The sequence below is a fragment of the Frankia umida genome (assembly GCF_023242945.1).
Lineage (GTDB): Bacteria > Actinomycetota > Actinomycetes > Frankiales > Frankiaceae > Frankia > Frankia umida.
In genome coordinates, this window is sequence record NZ_JALKFT010000004.1 from 170,468 (window position 1) to 188,855 (window position 18,388).

Genomic DNA, 18,388 nt, shown 5'->3' on the forward strand with positions numbered 1-18,388 from the left:
TCATTCTGCTCCCCCGCGACCCGGGCGCGGGGCCGGCGTCCGCGGGGCGAGGAACGCGGGGCGCGGCTCGTCGGGGGCGGTCGACGCCGGCGCCGGTGGATGTGGCCGTGCGGGCGCGGGCCCGGTCGAGCCGACCCCGGCGACCCAGGACTGGTGCAGGCGCTGGTAGATCCCGGGCACAGCGACCAGATCACGATGCCGGCCGCGCTGGGCGATCCGACCGGCGTCGACGACCAGTACCTCGTCGGCGGTCTCCGCGGTGGACAGCCGGTGCGCGATGGTCACCGAGGTCCGCTCCCGCATCAGTTCGGCCAGGGCCTGGGCCAGGCGCACCTCGGTCTCGGGGTCGACCGCGGAGGTGGCCTCGTCGAGCACGAGCAGGTCGGGGTCGGCCAGCCGGGCACGAGCCAGCGCGACCAGCTGACGTTCACCCGCGGACAGCCGCGACCCGCTCTCACCCACCCGGGTGGCGAGGCCCTCGGGGTGGGTGGCAAGCCAGTCGCCGAGGCCAAGGGCCTCGAAGGCGGCGTGTACCGCGGCGTCGTCGGCGCCCGGGCGGCCGTAGCGCACGTTGTCGGCGATCGTCAGATCGAACAGGAACCCCTCCTGCGGCACCAGCAGGACCCGGCGGCGCAGCGAGGCGAACCGCACCTGGGCCAGGGGCACCCCGCCGATCAGGACCTCGCCCGAGCTCGGGTCCATCAGCCGGGTCAGCAGCTTGACCAGGGTGGTCTTCCCGGAGCCGGTCTCGCCGACCACGGCGATCCGGCTGCCCGCGGCGATCTCCAGGTCGATGTCGCGCAGCACGGGCGGGCCGTCCGGGTAGGCGAACCCGACCCCGGTGAAGCGCACACCCAGCGGTCCCGCGGGAAGCTCCCGCCCGCCGGGGCGCGCCGAGGGCGGCGGCGAACCGGCGGGGATCATGATGGTCGCCTCCGCGGGGTGGGGAGCACCAGCGGGGTGGGGAACGGAGCCATCGGTGAGCGCCGGGTCGCGGACGTCGGTGGGCAGGTCGAGGACGTCAAGCACCCGGCGCAGGCCGGCCAGGGCGTTCGCCGCGTCGTTGAGGATCTCGGTCATCGACTGGATCGGCATGATGAACAGGGTCATCAGGAACAGGAAGGCGACCAGCCGACCGGTGCTGAGCGCGCCGTCCACGCCGAGCAGCACCCCGACGATGACGGCCGCCGCCGTGGCGAGGGCGGCGACCAGCTCGCTCAGGGAGAACACGCCGGCGATCATCTTCTGGGCGGCGGACTGGGCGCCGCGGTGACGGTCGATCGAGGTGTCGATGCGCTGGGCGGTGCGTTCCTGCACGCCGTAGGCCCGCACGACCGAGGCGCCGACAACGGCCTCGGCGACGGCACCCAGCAGCTCACCGATGCGTTCACGGACCTGCGCGTAGCGACCGGCGAGGCGCCGCTGGGTGCGCCGGGTGATCAGGAAAAGCGGAAGGTAGAAGCCGTGGACCAGCAGGGTCAGCTGCCACGAGTAGACGACCATCAGCACGGTCGCGATCAGCATCTGGCCGGTCGAGACCAGCAGCATCACGCCACCGAACTGCAGGAACTGCGACATCTGGTCGATGTCGCTGGTGACCCGGGAGGTCAACGAGCCACGACGCTGCGCGGACTGGCTGAGCACCGACAGATCGTGGATGTGGCGAAACGCCCTGACCCGCAGCGTGGCGAGCGTCGTCTCGGACAGCCGGTACAGCCGCCGGTTCATCCGGTAGTTGGCCAGTGCGGTCGTCAGGATCACCACCGCCGCCACCCCGACGGCCACGCCGATCACCGTCAGGTCGACCTGGTCGTCGGCCAGTCCCCGGTCAAGGATCTGTTGGACCGTCACCGGAATGGCGATCTTGCCCGCGGTGGCGACCAGCGCGAGGACGAGGGTGCCGAGCAGCCCCCGGGTCAGCTCGGGGGCGAGGCCACGCAGCCGCCGCAGCGTCGTCGTCAGCAGGTCCGCGCGAGCCGACCCGGGACCGGGCTCGGGGCTGGGACCGGGGCTGGGGTTGGGGTTGGGCGGGCTGAGCCGCTCGGGCGGGGTCTGGGCGGGGATGCTCCGTGCGGGAGTGGTCATCGCGCTGGCTCCGACTCCGACTCCGGCTCCGCGTCCAGGTCCAGGTCCAGGTCGACGGTGGGCTCGGCGTCGAGGGCCGCCGCCTGCGCGGCCTGCTCGTAGGCGGTGAGCAGAGCCGCGTAGCGGGGTGAGGTCGCGAGCAGGTGCTCGTGGCTGCCACGGCCGATCACCTGGCCGCCCTCGAGGTGCACCACCTCGTCGGCCAGGGCGATCGTGGAACGGCGTTGGGCGACGACCACCACCGTGGCCGCGCCGGCGCGAGCCCGCAGATCGGCCAGGATCGCGGCCTCGACCCGCGGGTCGACGCTGGCGGTCGCGTCGTCGAGAACGAGCAGGCGGGGCTCGCGCAGCAGGGCACGGGCCAGGCAGATCCGTTGGCGTTGGCCACCGGACAGGCTGGTGCCGCGTTCGCCGACCATGGTGTCGAGGCCGGCCGGGAGCCTGGCGACGAAGCGGTCGGCCTGCGCCCGACGCAGCGCCGTCCACACCGCGTCGTCGGTGGCGGCCAGGCCCAGGGTGATGTTGGCGCGCACGCTGTCGTCGAACAGGAATGCCTGCTGCGCCACGACGGCCACCGCCCGGCTCACCTCGCCGACGGCGAGGTCCCGCAGGTCGATCCCGTCGACTCGGACCTCGCCGTCATCCGGGTCGACGAGCCGGGCGAGCAGCCCCACCAGGGTCGACTTGCCCGCGCCGGTGCGTCCGGTGATCGCGACGACGCTGCCGGGTGCCACCTCGACACCCACATCGAGCAGGGTCGGCCGGGCGGCCACGGCGTCGGGGACCGGGGCGTCGGAGGCGGGGGCGGCGTCGGGGGCGCCAACCGGTACGGGCTCGCCGTCGGGTGCGGAGCGCGGGTAGGTGTAGGTGACCTGGTGCAGGGACAGCGCCGCGGGGCCGGTGGCGCTCAGCGTGCGGGGGCCGTGGTGCTCGTCCGAACGGGCCTGGGTGACCGCGTCCACCCGCTGGCGGCCGACGACGGAACGCGGGAGCTCGCCGAACACCCAGCCGAACGCGCGCAGCGGGAAGGCCAGCAGCGTGAACAGGTAGGCGACCCGGACGAGCTGCCCCACGTCGATCGCCCCGGTGCGGATGCGCACGGCGCCGACGAGCAGCACGACCAGGATGCCGAGGTTGGGCAGTGCCTCCATCAGCGGGTCGAACATGCCACGTAGCCGACCGGCGCTGATCATCGCGTCCCGGAGCCGTTCGGCCCGGTCGGCGAACCGGGCGGTCTCCTCTTCCTCCCGGCCGAGGGCCTTCACCACGAGAGCGCCGTCGAACGACTCGTGGGCCACCGCGCTCACCTCGCCGCGCAGCTGCTGGGCCTGCGCGTACAACGGCGACGCCCGGCGGGCGTACCAGATGTTGAGCAGACCGAAGGTCGGGAAGACCGCGAGTCCGATCAGCGCCAGCACCGGATCGGTGAGCACGAGCAGCACCAGCGCGGCCATCAGCATCATCAGGGCCCCGAGGGCGAACGGCAACGGCATCAGCGGCGACCACATCGCCTCGACGTCCGCGTTGGCGTTGGACAGCAGGGCGCCGGTCGAATGGCTCTGATGCCAGGACAACGGCAGCCGCAGGTACTGACGGGTGACCTCATGGCGGTAACGGGCCTGGAGCCGGAACACCACCGCGCCGCCGGCGAGCCGGCGCAGGTACATGCCGAACGCCCGCACGCAGCCGACGGCCACGAACGCCACGCCGACGGCGGCGAGCGCGGACGCGTCCGCGTGGCCATCGTCGATCGCCGGGATCACGACCCGGTCCGTCGCCTCACCGAGGACGAGGGAGCTCGCCACCCCGGTGAGGGTGAACAGGCTGCCTCCGAGGGTCGCCAACGCGAACTGCCGTGGTTCGTGGCGCGCGCCGAGGCGCATCGTCGCCAGGCCACGCGCGATGATCCCCGAACGCCGCCCGCCGCCGGCGCGGTCGTCGGCGCGGTCGTCGGCGCGGTCGTCGGCGCGGTCCCCGGGGTCGGATGCGGTCATCGGCGGCCGATCAGCGGACGGGGACGGCGGCGTCCCGCAGAGCGGTCTTCACCTCGCCGATGCGTAGCTGCCCGAAGTGGAACACGCTGGCGGCGAGCACGGCGTCGGCGCCCGCGGCCACCGCCGGGGCGAAATGCGCCAGGTCACCGGCGCCGCCGCTGGCGATCACCGGGACGTCGACCTCGGCCCGCACGGCGGTGAGCATCTCGAGGTCGTAGCCGTCGCGGGTGCCGTCGGCGTCCATGGAGTTCAGCAGGATCTCACCGGAACCGAGTTCGGTGACCCGTGCCGCCCAGGCGACCGCGTCGATGCCGGTGCCGCGCCGTCCGCCGTGCGTGGTGACCTCGAAGCGGGGGCCGTCCGGGTCGGGGCAGCGGCGGGCGTCGATCGAGATCACGATGCACTGGTTGCCGAACCGGTGCGCGCACTCGCGGACCAGTTCCGGACGGGCGACGGCCGCGGTGTTGATGCCGACCTTGTCCGCGCCGGCGCGCAGCAGCCGGTCGACGTCCTCGGTGGCACGCACACCGCCGCCGACGGTCAGCGGGATGAAGACCTGCTCGGCGGTGCGCCGCACGATGTCGTAGGTGGTCTCGCGGTCCCCGGAGGACGCGGTGATGTCGAGGAAGGTCAGTTCGTCGGCGCCTTCGGCGTCGTAGAGGCGGGCCATCTCCACCGGGTCGCCGGCGTCACGCAGGTCCGTGAAGTTGACGCCCTTGACGACCCGCCCGCCGTCGACGTCCAGACAGGGAATGACCCGCACGGCGACGCTCACTGCCCCGCCCCGCCGCCGGAGCCGCCGACCGATCCGGCCGCGTTCTGGCCTAGTGCGCCGGTGGTCTGGGTGGGGCTGCCGGCGGCGAGGCTCGCGGTGAGGGCCAGCGCCTGCGGCAGGGTGAACGCGCCGGCGTAGAGGGCCTTGCCGATGATGGCGCCCTCGACACCCGCGATCGCGGCGATCTCGGTGAGGTCCTCGAGCGTGGAGACGCCGCCGCTGGCCACCACCGGACGGTCCGTCGCGGCGGTCACCGAGCGCAGCAGTTCGACGTTCGGGCCGGTCAGCGTCCCGTCCCGGCGGACGTCGGTGAGCACGTAACGGGCGCAGCCGTCGGCGTCGAGGCGGGCGAGGACGTCGTAGAGCTCCCCGCCCTCGCGTGTCCAGCCGCGGGCGGCGAGGGTGGTGCCGCGCACGTCCAGGCCGACGGCGATGCGGTCGCCGACCCGGGCGATCGCGCGGCGCACCCAGTCGGGGTTCTCCAGCGCGGCGGTGCCGATGTTCACCCGGGCCGCCCCGGTCGCCAGCGCCGCGTCGAGCGACTCGTCGTCGCGGATACCGCCGGAGACCTCCACGGCGACGTCCACCGCACGCACGACCTTGGCGATCAGTTCACGGTTGGAACCCCGGCCGAACGCGGCGTCCAGGTCGACCAGATGAATCCACTCGGCGCCGTCCCGCTGCCAGGTGAGCGCCGCCTCCAGCGGGTCACCATAGGACGTCTCGGAACCGGCCTCGCCCTGGACGAGACGCACGGCGAGACCGTCGGCCACATCGACGGCGGGCAGCAGAGTCAGAGCCATGCCGACACCCTACGGGCTGCCCGACCTGGACGGATCGGTCAGCGGGCCGACGGTTGTCCGACCGGTGGGAGCGCAACTCCGACCGGTCGTCAGGAGAGGGTGGCGAGCCAGTTGGTGAGCAGGTGGGCGCCGGCGTCGCCGGACTTCTCCGGATGGAACTGGGTGGCGGCCAGCGCGCCGCGTTCGACGGCGGCGGCGAACGGTTCGCCGTGCTCGCCGACGGTGTCACCGGCGGACGGGTCGGCCTTCGCCGCGTACGAGTGGACGAAGTAGAACCGGGTGTCACCGGCAAGCCCCGCGAACAGGACCGAGTCGGCCGGCGGGCGCACCGTGTTCCAGCCCATGTGCGGCAGGATCGGCGCGGCCAGGCGGCGCACCTCGCCGGCCAGCACTCCGATACCCGGCGTCCGCACGCCGTGCTCCTCGCCGAGTTCGTACAGCACCTGCATGCCGACGCAGATGCCGAGCACCGGGCGTCCGGCGGCGACCCGCGCGCGCACGACGTCGCCGGCTCCGAGCGCGTCGATCCCGGCCATGCACGCCGCGTAGGCGCCGACCCCGGGGACGACCAGGCCGTCGGCGTCGCGGGCGGCGGTGAGATCGGCGGTCACGGTGACGTCCGCGCCGACCCGGACCAGGGCCCGCTCGGCCGAACGCAGGTTGCCCGACCCGTAGTCGAGCACGACCACCCGGCTCACAGCACGCCCTTGGTGGACGGGATGCCGGCGACCCGGGCGTCGAGTGCGACCGCGTCGCGCAGGGCCCGGGCGACCGCCTTGAACTGGGCCTCGACCACATGGTGGGCGTTGCGCCCGGACAGCACCCGCACGTGCAGGGCGATCCGGGCCGAGCTGGTGATCGACTCGAAGATGTGCCGGGTGAGGGTCGTGTCGTAGGTGCCGATCAGACCGACGAGGTCCGGTTCGACGTGCACGCAGTACGGCCGGCCGGACAGGTCGACGACGGCCAGGGCGAGCGCCTCGTCCAGCGGGACGGTGGCATCGCCGAACCGGCGGATGCCGACCTTGTCGCCGAGGGCCTCGCGCAGCGCCGTGCCGAACGCGATCGAGGTGTCCTCGACCGTGTGGTGGGCGTCGATGTGCAGGTCACCGCGGGTGCGCACGTTCAGGTCGAAGCCGGCGTGCTTGCCGATCTGGGACAGCATGTGGTCATAGAACGGCACACCGGTGTCGACGGTGGCCACCCCCGTGCCGTCGAGGTCGAGCTCGACGAGGACGTCCGACTCCAGGGTCTTGCGGGCGATACGAGCGGTGCGGGCCATCGGGACTGTCCTCGGTGTCTTTCGCGAAGGTTCTCAGCGGGAGGTGAGCGTGATCAGACCGGTCTCGTCGGTGCGCGCGTCGACGAGCACCTGGGAGAGGGCGGCGAGGAAGGCGTCGATCTCGCCGGGCAGGCCGGCGGTGACCCGCAGCCAGCCGTCGGGGCCGACGTCGCGCACGAGCACTCCGCGTTCCAGCAGGCGACGCCAGACGTCCTGCTCGTCGGCGAACCGGCCGAAGTACACGAAGTTGGCGTCGCTGGGGGCCAGCGCCAGGCCGAGGCCGGGCAGTTCCCGCACGATCCGGTCCCGCTGCGCCTTGACCGCCTCGACCGTGCTGAGCAGCTCGTCGGCGTGGGCGAGCGCGGTGCGCGCCACCGCCTGGGTGAAGGTCGACAGGTGGTAGGGCAGCCGGACCAGCGCCAGCGCGTCGACGACGGCGGGATGGGCGGCGAGGTAGCCGACCCGCGCGCCGGCGAGCGCGAACGCCTTGCTCATCGTGCGGGTGACCACCAGCCGCGGGTTGGCCGGCAGCAGGGTGACGGCGCTGGGCACCCCGGCGCGGCGGAACTCCGCGTACGCCTCGTCGACGACGACGATCCCGCTGCCGACGGCCGCCATCGCCGCGGCGGCGGCGGTGATGACCTCCGGTGGCAGCGCGGTGCCGGTCGGGTTGTTCGGCGAGCACAGGAACACCAGCGCCGGGCGGTGCCGTTCGATCGCGGCCGTCACCTGCTCGGCGGACAGTGTGAAGTCGTCCGCGCGCTGCTCGGCGACCCATTCGGTGGCGGTGGCCAGCGCGATCAGCCGGTGCATCGAGTAGGACGGTTCGAACCCGATGGCGATCCGGCCCGGGCCGCCGAACGCCTGGCACAGCTGCTGCAGGATCTCGTTGGACCCGTTGGCCGCCCACACCTGGGCGGTGTGCACACCGAAGCCGGCGTCGGAGGTCAGGTAGTAGGCGAGGTCGGCGCGCAATGCCTCGGCGTCGCGGTCCGGGTAGCGGTTCGCCTCGGTCGCGGCCAGGGTCGCGGCCTTGCCGAGCGCGTCCACCAGGCCGATCGACGGCGGATGCGGATTCTCGTTGGTGTTCAGGCGCACCGGGACGTCGAGCTGCGGGGCGCCGTACGGGGACATCCCGCGCAGGCTGTCGCGCAGGGGCAGCTCGTCGAGCCCCAGGGGCTGCCAGGGCCGGTCGTCGGAGGCCGAACCGGCCTCGGCGAAGCCGGCGAACGACGGCTGGCCGGTCGTCGACGGGGTCATCGGAATCGAACCTCCACGGCGTCACGGTGTGCGGTGAGGTCCTCGGCTCCGGCGAGTGCGCCGAGACGCCCGGAGACGGCGTGCAGCGCGTCCCGGGTGCTCTCGACGACGTGGACCTGCCGCTGGAAGGTGGCGACGGACAGGCCCCCGGAGTGGCGCGCGGTCGCGCCGGTGGGCAGGACGTGGTTGGAGCCGGCCAGGTAGTCACCGAGCGGCACCGGGGCGTACGCCCCGACGAACACCGCCCCGGCGTGGCGGACCCGGGCGGCCACGGCGGCGGCGTCCGCGGTCTGGATCTGCAGGTGCTCGGCGGCCCAGCCGTCGGCGACGGCGAGCCCGGCGTCGAGGTCGGCGACGAGTGCGATCGCCCCCTGGCCGGCGAGGGCCTGCTCGACCCGCTCGCGGTGGCGGGTGGCGGGCACCCGCTTGCCGAGTTCGACGTCGACGGCGTCGGCGAGCTCCGCCGACGTGGTGACGAGCAGGCAGGCGGCCATCGGGTCGTGCTCGGCCTGGGCGATCAGGTCGGCGGCGACGTGCGCCGGGTCGGCCGTGTCGTCGGCGAGGATCGCGACCTCGGTCGGACCGGCCTCCGCGTCCACCCCGACGACGCCGCGCACCAGCCGTTTGGCCGCCGTCACGTAGACGTTGCCCGGCCCGGTGATCACATCGACCGGCGGGCAGCTCTCGGTGCCGTAGGCGGCCATCGCGATCGCCTGGGCGCCGCCGGCGGCGTACACCTCGTCGATGCCGAGCAGCGCGCACGCGCCGAGGACGACCGGATGCGGCAGGCCGCCGTTGTCCTTCTGCGGCGGGGAGAACACCGCGAGCGAGCTCACCCCGGCCTCCTGGGCGGGGACGACGTTCATGACGACGCTGCTCGGGTAGGCGACCCGCCCGCCCGGCACGTACAGCCCGACCCGTTCGACCGGCACCCAGCGCTCGGTCACCGCGAGGCCCGGGGCGACGTCCACGGTCACCGGTGCGCGCCGCTGCGCCCCATGGACCAGCCGGCAGCGCCGGATCGCCTCGGCCAGCGCGTCGCGCACCTCCGGATCGAGGCGTTCGGCGGCGGCCGCGAGCTGCGCGGCGGACACCCGCAACTGGGGGGGACGGACCCCGTCGAACCGCTCGGCCGCGTCGAGAACAGCGGCGTCACCACGGTCACGGACGTCCGCGCATACCGGCCGCACGGCCTCGACGGCGACGTCCACGTCGAGGGCGGCGCGGGGCAGCAGACGCCGCACCTGCGCCCCGGTGAGGGTCGAGCCACGCAGATCCAGCCTTCTGAGCACCTCCCGAGGGTAGCCGCCGAACCCGCGACCGGTGAAATCACGTACCGGCGTGGGGTGACACGCTGGGACGGTGACCGATCCCCAGCCCTCCGCCGCCCCAGCGCACACCGCCCCACCGCACGCCATGCCACCGCAGGTCGCCCGGCCGGACGCCGCGCCGCTGGAGGCCGCGCCGCTGGAGGCCGCGCCGCTGGAGGCCGCGCCGCTGGAGGCCGCGACGTCCGATTCGCCGGTGGCCGGGGCGACCTCCGACCAGCCTGCGGCCGCGGCGGCGGGTGAGTCGCTGGCGACGTTGCTGCACGGCTACGGGGTGCACGCGCTGGCGCCGCGCCGGGTGGTGGCGGCGCTGACCGAGCAGCCCCAGACGCTGCGTGGGCTGGTGCAGGGCTCCGGGCTGCCCCGCCGCTCGGTGGAGATCATCCTGCGGACACTCGACGGGGACCTGCACACCGCCGCCGACGGCCGGCTGGTGCTGCGCGCCCCGACGGTCGACCGCTACCGCTCCCTGATCCGCTACGCGGAACTGCGTGCGTCCGCCCCGGTGGACCCGCTGGCCGCCGAGGTCCGCCGACACAGCGCCCTGATCACCACCATGCACGGCCTGATCGCGGCCGCTCCCCGCCCCCGCGCCGATCTGGACCATGTCCCGGCCACCGCGGCGACGGCCGTGCGCCGGGCGGTCTGGCTGGCCACGCACTACGACCTGCGGGAGGCCGAGCTGCTCTGCGTCGGCGACCACGATCTCACCTCGCTGGCCCTGCTCCTGCTCGCCGCCCGCGCCAGCCGATCCGTCCACGGGACGGACAGCCCGTCGTCCGCCGGGACGGACGGCCGAGCACCGGGTGGGACGGCTGGTGGGTTGCGGGTCACCGTGGTCGACATCGACGAGGAGCTGCTGGCGTTCCTCGACCGTTCCGCACGCGCACACGGGGTGGCCCTGCGCTGCCTGTACGCGGACCTGCGCCTTGGCCTGCCGCCGTCGGTCGCCGGCCACGCCGACCTGGTGTTCACCGACCCGCCGTACACCCCGTCCGGTGTGTCGCTGTTCGCCGCCCGGGGCGCGCAGGGCCTCGCCGACCGGGAGCGCGGCCGGGTCCTCGTCGCCTACGGCTACAGCGAGCGGACGCCCGCGCTCGGTGCCCGGGTCCAGAAGGCGCTGCTGGACCAGGGGTTCGCCTTCGAGGCGATCTGGCCGGGTTTCCACGTCTACGACGGTGCCGAAGCGGTGGGCGCCCGCGCCGACATGTACAGCTGCCAACCGACCGCCGCCACCTGGAAACGCCTCGACCGCTCGGATCGCTCGGGTGGCTCGGGTGGCGAGTGGGAGTCCGGTGGCTCGTCCACACCGCCGCGTTCCATCTACACCCGGGGGCGGCACGCCGAGGAGAGCCAGGCCGACGAGCTGGCCGCCGGCGCCATCACCGCGGCCCAGCGGTTCCTCGCGGCCGTGCCCGGCCGGGGCGTGTTCGTCGGCGATCGGCCGCTGCCCCAGGCCGCCGCGCACACCCGACTGCCCACCGTGCTCGATCGCGGTCTGCCGCCGTCCACCACCGGCCCGTCCGGCGGGGACACCCGCAGCGTGGTGGTCGACCTGACCGACGATCCCGGTCCGTGGCTGCTGCGGCTGCTGCTGGCCGCCAACGCCGACCGGCTCGCCGTCCTGGTCGACGCCGACCATCCTGACCTGCGCTCCGGGCAGCCCTTCGACCTTGTCCGGGCCAAGTGGACGCGCACACCCGAACACGACGAGACCCCCACCGGTGCCGGACGAACCCGACTGCTGTCCCTCACCGCGACCGACCAGACCGCCGGGGCCGCACCGGAACGTCTCGTCCGCTGGCTGCTGGAGCGCGCCCACGGCCGTCTCGGCAACGTCTGGCGCGACGGTCTGATCCGTGTCGCCCGTGACCAGCCCGGTGCGCCGCTGGCCCAGCGGGCGGCTCTGACCACGGTCCACGCGGCCCTGACCACCGGCCGCGAGGGCGGCCGGGACGCCGGCGCCGACGCGACCGTTCTCCCCGCGGATCTGCTCACCGCCCGCCTGATCGACCTGCCCCGGCACACCCTCGCGGACGTGCTGGACGCCGCGTCCACCAGCGTCGGTCTCCTGCCCACCGCCACCGCGTAGGCGGGGTTCCCGCGGTCGGGGGGCTGGCACGGCCAGGGGACGCGCCGAGGGCCGCGGGTAGGCCTGTCACATGTCGGCTGGCAGGCCCGTCCATCTGGGTGGAGGGTCGCCGCGAGGGCGGCTCCCGGGAGCGCCACGGGAGGCGCTCCCGCCGGCCGGGCCCTGCCGCGGCCGGTCCGGAGACATTCGACCGAAGGAGGCGCACGATGACACAGCGGATGAACATCGCCGAGGTGGCACCGGAGGGGTACAAGGCGGTCCTGGGGCTGGAGGCCTACGTCCGGCGGCATGTGGACGCGACCGTGCTGGAGCTGGTGAAGCTGCGCGCGTCGGTGCTCAACGGCTGCGCGTTCTGCGTGGACATGCACAGCCGGGACGCCCTGGCCTCCGGTGAGTCCGCCCGGCGGCTGTTCGCGGTCGCCGCCTGGCACGACGCGCCGTTCTTCGACGAACGGGAGCGGGCCGCGCTGGCGCTGACCGACGAGGTGACCCGGCTCGGCCCGGACGGTGTCAGCGACGACACCTGGGCGACTGTCACCAAGCACTGGTCGGAGGAGGAGACCGCCAACCTGATCCTCGCCATCGTCACGATCAACGCCTGGAACCGCATCGCCATCCCGACTCGCGCCCAACCGCCCCTGGACGTCTGATCCCATCCGACGCGGCGCCGCCCATCGAGACCTCGACACCGTGACACCGTGACGCCGGCACCCGCGAGCACCGGCACCTGCGAGCGCGGGCAAGGTCACCGATGGGTGGTTGACCGGCGGGGTCAGCCGGGGTGCGGGTCCGTGAACGTGCAGGTGGCGGCGATGGGACCGCCCGTGCGAGCGAGCAGGTGCGGCCAGGCGGGGACAGGGGCGATCGGGCGTCACTACGGTGAAGCGGTTTGCTACTACGACGTGTAGAAGCGGAGCTGAGGCCGGATGAGCGCCGTCCCGACGGAACAGTCCGCCGCGGTCCTGCGGGCGACGGCCGGCGTGGTCGCCGAGCATGCCGAACAGATCAGCGCCGTGTTCTACCGGCGACTGCTCTCGACGCATCCGCGGGTCGCGCCGATGTTCTCCCGCAGCGGTCAGGCCAGCGGCGCCCAGCAGCGGGCGCTGGCCGCCGCACTGGTCGCCTTCACGGAACACCTGCTGGGCGAGCCGCGACGCCCGTTCGACGCGGTGGTGCGCCGCATCGCGCATCGACACGCCTCGCTGGGTGTCGCGCCGGAGCAGTACCCACTGGTGGGACGGCAGTTGCTGGCCGCGGTCGCCGAGGTGCTCGGGGACGCGGTCACACCGCGGGTCCATGACGCCTGGGATGAGGCCTACTGGCTGTTCGCCACGGCGCTCGTCGCCGAGGAGGCACGTGCCTACCAGCGGATGGGCACCGATCCGGCGCGGCCGTGGCGACCCTGGCGGGTCACGGCCCGTACGGTCGCGACCCCGGAGGTGGTGTCCTTCGACCTGTTGCCGACCGGGCTCGACCCGCTGCCGACCTTCCGACCCGGCCAGTACGTGACGGTCGCGGTGGACCTGCCCGACGGCGGCCGCCAGGCCCGCCCCTACAGTCTGTCGCGGGCACCGGGTTCGGGCAGTCTGCGGATCACCGTGCGCCGGGTACCCGCGGTCGGCACCGCCCCGCAGGGTGTCGTCTCCGCCTATCTGCACGAGCAGGTCAAGGTCGGCGACGTGCTGGACGTCAGCCCGCCGGCCGGCGACGTGACACTGACCCCCGGCACCGACCCGCTCGTACTGGTCAGCGCCGGTATCGGCATCACACCGATGATCGCGATGATGGGTCACACCGCTCGGCTGCGCCCGCAGCGCACGGTGGTCGCGGCGCACGCCGACCGCTCCCCCGAGCACCATCCGCTGCGGGCGGAGATGCTGGAGATCGGCGCCCTGCTGCGGGACTTCCAGCTGCACACCCGTTACGAACCGCACAGCCCGGTCCAGATCGACGTCGACGCCCTGCCGCTGCCCGACGGCGCCCGCGTCTACCTGTGCGGCCCGCTGCCGTTCATGCGGGACGTCCGCGCCGGCCTGCTGCGCCGCGGCCTGTCCCCCGACCACATCCGCTACGAGATCTTCGGCCCCGACCCGTGGGCGGGCAACCCGACCTGAGCGCCCGCCGAGGCCACCGCGACCTCGCAGGCACGGGGCAGCCGGTTCATCGCCGCACCGCGTCGCCGACGACCGCACCGTCGATGGCCGCGGCGAACAGCGCCGGCTTACGGCCGACCGCGGCGTAGACGGTCTCCACCGACACCCCGGCCACCCCGGCCACCCCGGCCACCCCGGGGATCTCCCGAACCCCGGCGCCGACCTCAGGCGACCGGGAGGTAGGCGCGGAAGGACCTCGCGGCCTCGGCACCACCGAGCGTGACCGGATACTGGGAGGCGGAGACGGTGTGGGGCTGACCGAGGTCGACCCGGCTGACCTCCTCGAGCCGTTGGTACTGCTTGTCCTCCAGCCTCACCTGCAGAGCGGCCAGGTAGTCGTCGAGCTGGGCGACCGAACGCGGGCCGATGATCGGGACGAGCGCGGTCGACGAGCGCGCGGCCCGCTCCCGGACCCAGGCCGTGGCGACCTGCGCCGGCGGGACGGCGAGCTCCGCGGCGACGGCGAGCACGGCGTCGACCACCGCGGTCTTGCGGGGCTCGTCCTCGGTGTGGATCACGCGGCCGAGGTCGGTGAGGCGCCCGGCGCTGCTGGTGCGGTACTTGCCGGTGAGCAGCCCGCCGCCCAGCGGTGACCACAGTGCCGCGCCCAGGCCCAGCGCCTCGGCCATCGGCAGGACCTCACGGTCGGCGCCGCGTTCCACCAGGCTGTACTCGAACTGCACGGCCGTGACGGGAGCCAGGCCGCGCAGGTCGGCCAGGGTGGCCGCGCGGGCGGTACGCCAGGCCGGGAAGTTCGACAGGCCCGCATAGAGGATCTTGCCGGAACGGACCAGATCATCGAGGCCGCGCATGATCTCCTCCACCGGCGTCACCGGGTCGGGAAAATGCACCCACAGCAGGTCGAGATAGTCGGTGCCGAGCCGGGTGAGGCTGCCCTCGACCGCACCGATCAGCGCACGCCGCCCGTTGCCGGTGGCGAGCACGCCGGCATCGGGCGCGCGGCCCACGCCGAACTTGGTGGCCAGGGTGAAGTGCGCCCGCTGGCCGGTGAGCAGATGCCCGAGGATCTGTTCGGACTCGCCGAACTGATAGCTCTCGGCGGTATCGAGAAACGTGCCGCCCGCCTCGGCGAAGCGCTCGAGGATGCGCCGGGCCTCCTCCGGCTCGGCGCCGGCACCCCACCCGGTGCCGAAGTTCGCGGCGCCGAGCGCCAGCTCGCTGACCCGCAGGCCCGTGGCCCGGCCGAACGTCGTGTGCTTCATCGCTACCTCCCGACAGCAGCCGACGGCGCCAGCCGGCGCCATCCAGCGCAGTAGAACGATCGGTTTACCTCGAGGACGACTTCACCGTAACACCGGACTGGACGCGAGTACAACGGTCGGTCTACTTTCGATGTCATGCCCACCGACGAGGAAGCCCCCCTACCGGTTCCCGCCGCCGGCCAGCCGGCGGCGCTCCGGTCCGGCGGTTCCGCAAAACCCCGGGGTTCCGCGGAACCGCCGGTGGACATGCAGGCGGTGAAGGTCCTGGCGCCGTCGTCGGCCGCGGCGGCTGGCGTCGCCCGCGGTGGCGAACGGCGCGGTGGGCGTGGCGCGCGGGAGCGCATCCTGCGGGCGGCGGAGCAGCTCTTCTACGCCGAGGGCATCAACACGACCGGTATGGAGCGCCTCACCGAGGTCGCCCAGGTGTCGAAACGGACCTTCTACCAGCACTTCCCCAGCAAGAACGCGCTGGTGGAGGAGTATCTGCGCCGGCTCGACACCCAACCCGTCCCCCGGGAACGCGTCCTGCGCCGCGAGGATCTCCCGCCCCGCGCCCGGCTGATCACTCTCTTCTGCGAGGACCCGGCCGGCGGGGCGGCTGGCGAGTCGGGCGGCGAACCAGACGATCGGGATGGGGCCCGCCGCGTCCGGGCCCGTGGATGCCCGTTCCACAACGCGGCGGTGGAGCTGGCGGGCACGGTACCGGCCGTCGAGAAGGCCGTGCTGGACCACAAGGAGGGCTTCACCCAGCTGCTGATCGACACCGCCCGCGCGGCCGGTGCCACCGACCCCACCTCGCTCGGGCGCCAGCTCACCGTGCTGTTCGAGGGTGCGACCGCCCTGTCGACCACCCTGAACGACGCGGCTCCGATGGCCGACGCCCGATCGGTCGCCCTTGTCCTGTTGGAGGCGGCCCTCGGAACCGAGGCATAGCGGTGCCGGCCATGCTGTACTGGCGGGCGTGACGGCACCGGGGATCAGAACACGTCACCGGGAACGGCACGGCGCCGGGCGAGCCGGTTGGCTGCGGGCCGCCGTGCTCGGGGCGAACGACGGGCTGGTGTCGACGTCGAGCCTGATGGTCGGCGTCGCCGCGAGTGGCGCGTCCAGCGGGGCGCTGCTCACCGCGGGCCTGGCCGGGCTCACCGCCGGGGCACTGTCGATGGCGGCTGGCGAGTACGTGTCGGTCAGCGCCCAGGCCGACGTCGAGCGGGCCGACCTGGTGGCGGAGCGGGCCGAGCTGACCAACAGCCCCCGCGCGGAGCTCTATGAACTCGCCGGCATCTACGAACGCCGGGGCCTGCCCCCGGAACTGGCCCGGCAGGTCGCCGCGGCGCTGACCGAGCGGGACGCGCTCGGTGCGCATCTGCGTGACGAACTCGGCCACAACGAGCAGAACCAGGCCCGCCCCCTGCAGGCGTGCGCCGCCTCGGCGAGCAGCTTCGCCGCCGGCGCGCTGGTGCCCTTCCTGGGCATGGCCGCGCCCTCCGGATCCGCACGCATCGCGCTGATCGTCGCGGCCACCGTGGTCGGGCTGGCGGTCGCCGGGGCGCTCGGGGCGCGTACCGCCGGCACGCCGCTGGCCCGTCCCACCCTGCGGGTCGTGGTCGGCGGCTGCGTGGCGATGGCGGTGACAGCGCTCGTCGGCGCCCTGGTCAACACCACCGGCGTCTGACTCCGAGCGTGCCCGGACGGGCCCGCCCGGGTCAGGCGTCCCGGGTGAGCAGGAAGGCGCCGCCGGGGGCGCCGCCGCCGGTGGAGACGACCGCGACCTCGGCGCCGGTGACCTGACGTTCCCCGGCCACACCGCGCAGCTGGGTGATCGCCTCGTGCAGGAAGCCGAACCCGTGCAGGCGTCCGGCGGAGAGCTGGCCGCCGTGCGGGTTCAGCGGCAGGGAGCCGCCGAGACCGATCGTCGTACCGTCACCGATGAAGTCGCTGGCCTCCCCGAAGCCGCAGAAGCCGAGCGCCTCGAGCCACGACAGGCAGTTGAACGAGAAACCGTCGTAGAGCAAAGCGACATCCACGTCGGACGGCGTGAGGTCGGTGCGGGTCCACAGGTGCGCGGCGGGGCCGAGCACCATCGGTTCGTGGGTGAGGGTGCCCTGGTCCCAGGACGGACGCTCGGCGATCTGGGTGCCGACGGCGTTGATCCGCACGACGCCGTTCGGGGCGTCGGCGGCGGTCTCCGCGGCGGAGACGATGACGGCGACCGAGCCGTCGCAGGGCACGTCACAGTCGTACAGACCGAACGGGGTCGAGATCATCCGGGCGGCGAAGTAGTCGTCCAGGGTCAGCGGGTCGCGGTAGACCGCGTACGGGTTGCGGGCGGCGCCGGCCCGGGCGTTCACCGCGATCCGGCCGAGCACCTCCCGGTCCGCCTTGTACCGGTGCAGGTACTGGGAGGCGGCCAGGCCGATCCAGGTGCCGGCGGAGGCGGCGCCGTAGGGCAGCCGCCACTGGATGTCCCCCTCGAGCCGGCCACCGCCGCCGCCGACCAGGCCACGGCGCTGGTAGTCGGTGTAGGTCGCCTCCCAGACGGTGCGCACGCACAGGACGTGCCGGCACAGCCCGGCGGCGACGGCGAGCATCGCGGCGACGATCGCCCCCGACTGGCCGGGCTGGTCGAGCCCGCCGTGGAACCAGGTCGGACGCACCCCGAGGGCTTCCTCCAGGGCCGCGACGCCACCCTCGGACATCCCGGCGCCCAGCGGACCCGGGTAGGTGGCGATGCCGTCGATGTCGTCGCGGGTGAGCCCGGCGTCGGCGATCGCGGCGAGGCTCGACTCGACCGCGAGGCTCACCGGTGTGCGCCCGAGCCGCCGCCCGACCGCGGAGATCCCCAGTCCCGACAGCACGCTGCGCCGCTCGAACCGCTCGTCGCTGATCGGCGCTCGCGGGACGACCCGGGCCTCGCGGACCAGGCCGGGCCGGTCCGGCTCGCCGGACGGGCGGAACACCGGCACCCACACGTCGTCCTGGTGGTCGAACACGACGGTGACCGCCAGGCCCACCCGGGCCACCGTCGCGATCTCGGCCGGGTCGTCCACCAGCAGGTTGGAGGTGAGCCGTACGCCCGGGGCGTCGTCGAGCTCGACGACGACCACGACGTAGGGCGGGGCGATCCCCGGCAGCCACATCTGGTGGTTCACGCTGACGGCGACGACGACACCCGCCGGGCCGACGGGGGCGTAGGTGAGCTCGGCCCCCGGGCAGTCCGGGCAGACCGATTCGCCGGGATGGCGAAACCGCGCGCAGCTGCCGCAGCGGGGCAGCCGCAGCTCACCGTCCGCGCCGGCTGTCCAGAACGGCGCGACCTGCGGTAGCAGGGCGGGAAGGGGCCGGGTCAAGCCGGTGCTCACGACCGGGGCGGCCTGCGTGGAACCAGTCATC

The 18,388-nt window shown here is 73.9% G+C and carries 16 protein-coding genes; 5 read left to right on the forward strand and 11 right to left on the reverse strand.

Features of this window, described 5'->3' with window-relative positions; genetic code table 11:
• From MXD59_RS05900 to hisD, 8 genes are all read right to left on the reverse strand, one after another.
• Positions 1-2,085, reverse strand: a complete 2,085-nt coding sequence (locus tag MXD59_RS05900; protein ID WP_248823763.1) for an ABC transporter ATP-binding protein — start codon at positions 2,083-2,085, stop codon at positions 1-3.
• Positions 2,082-4,079 carry an ABC transporter ATP-binding protein gene (locus MXD59_RS05905; protein WP_248823764.1) on the reverse strand — a complete coding sequence of 666 codons (1,998 nt, stop codon included), beginning with the start codon at positions 4,077-4,079 and terminating at the stop codon, positions 2,082-2,084. Before MXD59_RS05905 ends, MXD59_RS05900 begins: the two co-directional genes overlap by 4 nt.
• Before the next feature lie 10 nt (positions 4,080-4,089).
• Entirely contained in the window at positions 4,090-4,854 is a 765-nt protein-coding gene (gene hisF / locus MXD59_RS05910) for an imidazole glycerol phosphate synthase subunit HisF (protein WP_248814681.1), read from the reverse strand.
• Positions 4,851-5,657: a bifunctional 1-(5-phosphoribosyl)-5-((5-phosphoribosylamino)methylideneamino)imidazole-4-carboxamide isomerase/phosphoribosylanthranilate isomerase PriA gene (gene priA / locus MXD59_RS05915; protein ID WP_248823765.1), complete on the reverse strand. Its 807-nt coding sequence runs from the start codon at positions 5,655-5,657 to the stop codon at positions 4,851-4,853. Before priA ends, hisF begins: the two co-directional genes overlap by 4 nt.
• Positions 5,658-5,746: 89 nt before the next feature.
• Positions 5,747-6,346, reverse strand: coding sequence for an imidazole glycerol phosphate synthase subunit HisH (gene hisH, locus MXD59_RS05920; protein ID WP_248823858.1), 600 nt, complete (start codon positions 6,344-6,346; stop codon positions 5,747-5,749).
• Between the two features lie 5 nt (positions 6,347-6,351).
• A complete protein-coding gene (gene hisB, locus MXD59_RS05925; RefSeq protein WP_248823766.1) occupies positions 6,352-6,939 on the reverse strand; it encodes an imidazoleglycerol-phosphate dehydratase HisB in 588 nt (195 codons plus the stop codon).
• 33 nt (positions 6,940-6,972) lie between these two features.
• Positions 6,973-8,199: a histidinol-phosphate transaminase gene (locus MXD59_RS05930; protein WP_248823767.1), complete on the reverse strand. Its 1,227-nt coding sequence runs from the start codon at positions 8,197-8,199 to the stop codon at positions 6,973-6,975.
• Positions 8,196-9,491, reverse strand: coding sequence for a histidinol dehydrogenase (hisD, locus tag MXD59_RS05935; protein WP_248823768.1), 1,296 nt, complete (start codon positions 9,489-9,491; stop codon positions 8,196-8,198). Before hisD ends, MXD59_RS05930 begins: the two co-directional genes overlap by 4 nt.
• A gap of 70 nt (positions 9,492-9,561) precedes the next feature.
• On the opposite strand from hisD, the gene MXD59_RS05940 reads away from it, so the two are divergent.
• The 3 genes from MXD59_RS05940 (at position 9,562) to MXD59_RS05950 (ending at position 13,733) form a co-directional block, all read left to right on the forward strand.
• Positions 9,562-11,619: a bis-aminopropyl spermidine synthase family protein gene (locus tag MXD59_RS05940; RefSeq protein ID WP_248823769.1), complete on the forward strand. Its 2,058-nt coding sequence runs from the start codon at positions 9,562-9,564 to the stop codon at positions 11,617-11,619.
• Positions 11,620-11,825: 206 nt separating this feature from the next.
• Positions 11,826-12,269 carry a carboxymuconolactone decarboxylase family protein gene (locus MXD59_RS05945; protein ID WP_248823770.1) on the forward strand — a complete coding sequence of 148 codons (444 nt, stop codon included), beginning with the start codon at positions 11,826-11,828 and terminating at the stop codon, positions 12,267-12,269.
• Positions 12,270-12,545: 276 nt separating this feature from the next.
• Entirely contained in the window at positions 12,546-13,733 is a 1,188-nt protein-coding gene (locus MXD59_RS05950; RefSeq protein WP_248814675.1) for a globin domain-containing protein, read from the forward strand.
• 46 nt (positions 13,734-13,779) lie between these two features.
• Here the strand turns inward: MXD59_RS05950 and MXD59_RS26285 are convergent, their stop codons facing one another.
• Together MXD59_RS26285 and MXD59_RS05955 are read right to left on the reverse strand one after the other, a co-directional pair.
• Positions 13,780-13,905, reverse strand: a complete 126-nt coding sequence (locus tag MXD59_RS26285) for a hypothetical protein (protein ID WP_283096419.1) — start codon at positions 13,903-13,905, stop codon at positions 13,780-13,782.
• 31 nt (positions 13,906-13,936) lie between these two features.
• Positions 13,937-14,995: an aldo/keto reductase gene (locus MXD59_RS05955; RefSeq protein WP_248823771.1), complete on the reverse strand. Its 1,059-nt coding sequence runs from the start codon at positions 14,993-14,995 to the stop codon at positions 13,937-13,939.
• A gap of 246 nt (positions 14,996-15,241) precedes the next feature.
• Between MXD59_RS05955 and MXD59_RS05960 the strand changes: the two genes are divergently transcribed.
• Complete coding sequence (locus MXD59_RS05960; RefSeq protein WP_248823859.1) at positions 15,242-15,928, forward strand: TetR/AcrR family transcriptional regulator; 687 nt, start codon at positions 15,242-15,244, stop codon at positions 15,926-15,928.
• A 28-nt stretch (positions 15,929-15,956) separates the two neighbouring features.
• A complete protein-coding gene (locus MXD59_RS05965; RefSeq protein WP_248823772.1) occupies positions 15,957-16,670 on the forward strand; it encodes a VIT1/CCC1 transporter family protein in 714 nt (237 codons plus the stop codon).
• A 31-nt stretch (positions 16,671-16,701) separates the two neighbouring features.
• Here MXD59_RS05965 and MXD59_RS05970 read toward each other — a convergent pair whose 3' ends face one another.
• Complete coding sequence (locus MXD59_RS05970; protein WP_248823773.1) at positions 16,702-18,387, reverse strand: thiolase C-terminal domain-containing protein; 1,686 nt, start codon at positions 18,385-18,387, stop codon at positions 16,702-16,704.
• Position 18,388: the final 1 nt, after the last annotated feature.

What these genes read in the sequence shown, in the direction of transcription:
- MXD59_RS05900 (WP_248823763.1), bottom strand. Translation starts at nt 2,085, where the DNA reads ATGACCACTCCCGCACGGAGCATCCCCGCCCAGACCCCGCCCGAGCGG.
- MXD59_RS05905 (WP_248823764.1), bottom strand. Translation starts at nt 4,079, where the DNA reads ATGACCGCATCCGACCCCGGGGACCGCGCCGACGACCGCGCCGACGAC.
- priA (WP_248823765.1), bottom strand. Translation starts at nt 5,657, where the DNA reads ATGGCTCTGACTCTGCTGCCCGCCGTCGATGTGGCCGACGGTCTCGCC.
- hisB (WP_248823766.1), bottom strand. Translation starts at nt 6,939, where the DNA reads ATGGCCCGCACCGCTCGTATCGCCCGCAAGACCCTGGAGTCGGACGTC.
- MXD59_RS05930 (WP_248823767.1), bottom strand. Translation starts at nt 8,199, where the DNA reads ATGACCCCGTCGACGACCGGCCAGCCGTCGTTCGCCGGCTTCGCCGAG.
- MXD59_RS05945 (WP_248823770.1), top strand. Translation starts at nt 11,826, where the DNA reads ATGACACAGCGGATGAACATCGCCGAGGTGGCACCGGAGGGGTACAAG.
- MXD59_RS05950 (WP_248814675.1), top strand. Translation starts at nt 12,546, where the DNA reads ATGAGCGCCGTCCCGACGGAACAGTCCGCCGCGGTCCTGCGGGCGACG.
- MXD59_RS05955 (WP_248823771.1), bottom strand. Translation starts at nt 14,995, where the DNA reads ATGAAGCACACGACGTTCGGCCGGGCCACGGGCCTGCGGGTCAGCGAG.
- MXD59_RS05960 (WP_248823859.1), top strand. Translation starts at nt 15,242, where the DNA reads ATGCAGGCGGTGAAGGTCCTGGCGCCGTCGTCGGCCGCGGCGGCTGGC.
- MXD59_RS05970 (WP_248823773.1), bottom strand. Translation starts at nt 18,387, where the DNA reads ATGACTGGTTCCACGCAGGCCGCCCCGGTCGTGAGCACCGGCTTGACC.